The sequence below is a fragment of the Terriglobus sp. YAF25 genome (assembly GCF_052113305.1).
Taxonomy (GTDB): domain Bacteria; phylum Acidobacteriota; class Terriglobia; order Terriglobales; family Acidobacteriaceae; genus Terriglobus.
Map to the genome: position 1 here is coordinate 1 of NZ_JBFRCY010000786.1, position 2,038 is coordinate 2,038.

General features: G+C 58.5%; 1 protein-coding gene and 1 pseudogene. One reads left to right on the forward strand and one right to left on the reverse strand.

The window, feature by feature from the left end; genetic code table 11:
- Positions 1-553 (forward strand): annotated as a pseudogene (locus tag AB4043_RS23680) (hypothetical protein); the annotation flags it as partial.
- Positions 554-624: 71 nt separating this feature from the next.
- Here the strand turns inward: AB4043_RS23680 and AB4043_RS23685 are convergent.
- The coding region (locus AB4043_RS23685) for a glycosyl hydrolase family 95 catalytic domain-containing protein (RefSeq protein ID WP_442308276.1) at positions 625-2,038 on the reverse strand (1,414 nt) is incomplete at its 5' end.

Below are 2,038 nucleotides of genomic sequence, written 5' to 3' on the forward strand. Positions count from 1 at the left end.
GACCAATGCCTCGGATTTCCCGCAACATCTCTCTATCTCCGGCGTCTACCGTCTGCCTTTTGGACGCGGACGGCAGTTTGTAGCAAATGCCCCCTATGTTGTGAATGCTCTGATCGGCGGCTGGACGATGAATACGATCTTCCAGCATTTGTCAGGAGCTCCCGTTCAATGGAACAATGCACCGCTCTTTGCCGATGGAACGGCATATAACAATGTGACGTTCAATGCGCGCCGGGTGGAAGGAGCGTTCGATATCACGAAGTTCAATCGTGATGCGAATTCTCAGCCAAGCTCCATCTATAACTACCGTACCTTCCCGCTCTTCTACGGGCGGCAGGACGGAACGAACAACCTGGACGTCTCGGTATTGAAGGACTTCAACGTCTTCAAGGAACGCATCCATATGCAGTACCGGTTCGAAGCGTACAACGTCCTCAACCACACCAACTTCGGAGCGCCGACTGTCTCACCCACTAGCACCAGCTTCGGCCTCATCACCTCAACCTCAACTCCGCCACGCGTGCTGCAGCAGGCGCTACGGTTGAGTTTCTAACCTCCCTTGAACAAAGGGAACGGGGTGCGCAACGCAACGCGCCCCGTTTCCTTTTGTCGGCCCAGTGTTGTTTATACAAAACGGACGGAGTAACGCGCCCCGGCTTCCGCTTCGATGACGTACTCTTCTCCTTCGGCTTTACCAGTGGACTTACCGCGTAGCTGCACTGTCTCCACGCGAGAGCCATGAGGCACGGCCAGGCGAAGTTTTCCGGCGCGCGATGCCAGAACGACTGCGGAGACCGGCTTACCTGACTTCCACGTGAGATTGACGGTGTAGCCTCCACGGGCGCGGAATCCCTGGAAGCTGCCGTCCTGCCATACGCCGGGAAGGGCGGGAAGCAGACGCACGACATCCCCGTGGCTTTGCAGCAACATCTCCGTCATACCGGCCGGCATACCGAAGTTGCCGTCGATCTGGTACGGAGAGTTGTCCTTCAGTCCACAGACATCGAACATGTTCGGGCGCACGCTCTGGCGGAAGAACCATTTGATGTTGTCGTAGGCCAGGTTGCCGTCTTCCAGACGGGCACACTGGTTGATGATCCAGGAGCGGCTCCATCCAGTGCTGCCGCTGCCCGCATCGAGACGGCGTTGCAGAGAGACCCGGACCGCGGCGGCTAGGTCCGGAGTCTGGCGCAGCGTGATCTGGTCATCGGGGTGGAAACCCCATAGATGCGAGATGTGGCGGTGTCCAGGCTCGAACTCGTCGTAGTCTTCGGCCCACTCCTGAAGCTGGCCGTGTTTGCCGATCTTGTAAGGCAGCAGCTTCTTTGCGGCGGCTTCTACTTCGGCGCGGAGATCCGCATCGCGGTTGAGTTCGTTGCTCGCCGCGACAAACTGGCGAAAGAGGCCGCGGGCAATCGCCTGGTCCATGGTTGGTCCCATGCAGAGGTTGGCCTTGGTTTGAGTGGTGCCGGGAAGGATATAGCCATTTTCTGGAGAGCACGAAGGCCCGCCGACGAGGTGGCCGTCCTTATCCGTTTGCAGATAGCCGAGCAGGAACTCGGCCGTCTGTTTCAGGTGAGGATAGGCACGCTGCTCCAGGAAAGTGCGATCGCCGGAGTGTAACCAGTGCTCCCAAAGGTGAGTGGTGAGCCATGCGCCACCCAGCGGCCAGAAGCCTCCGCCAATACCGTCGATGGGGACAGCGTCTCCCCAGAGATCGGTGTTGTGGTGAATGCAGAAGCCGCGGGCGTTGTAGTACTTCTTTGCCGTAACGACACCGGCTGCGTGGGCTGCGTCCAGCAGATCGAAGACAGGGAAGTGCAGGTCGCCAAGACCGCTGACTTCTGCAATCCAGTAGTTCATCTGTGTGTTGATGTTGATGGTGAACTTGGAGCCCCACGGTGGATCGAGCGCATCGTTCCAGATGCCCTGCAGATTCGCCGCCATCGTGCCTGGACGGCTGCTGCTGATCAGGAGATAGCGCCCGAACTGAAAGAAGGTGGGCAGCAAGTGAACATCGTCCTCTCCTTCTTTCATG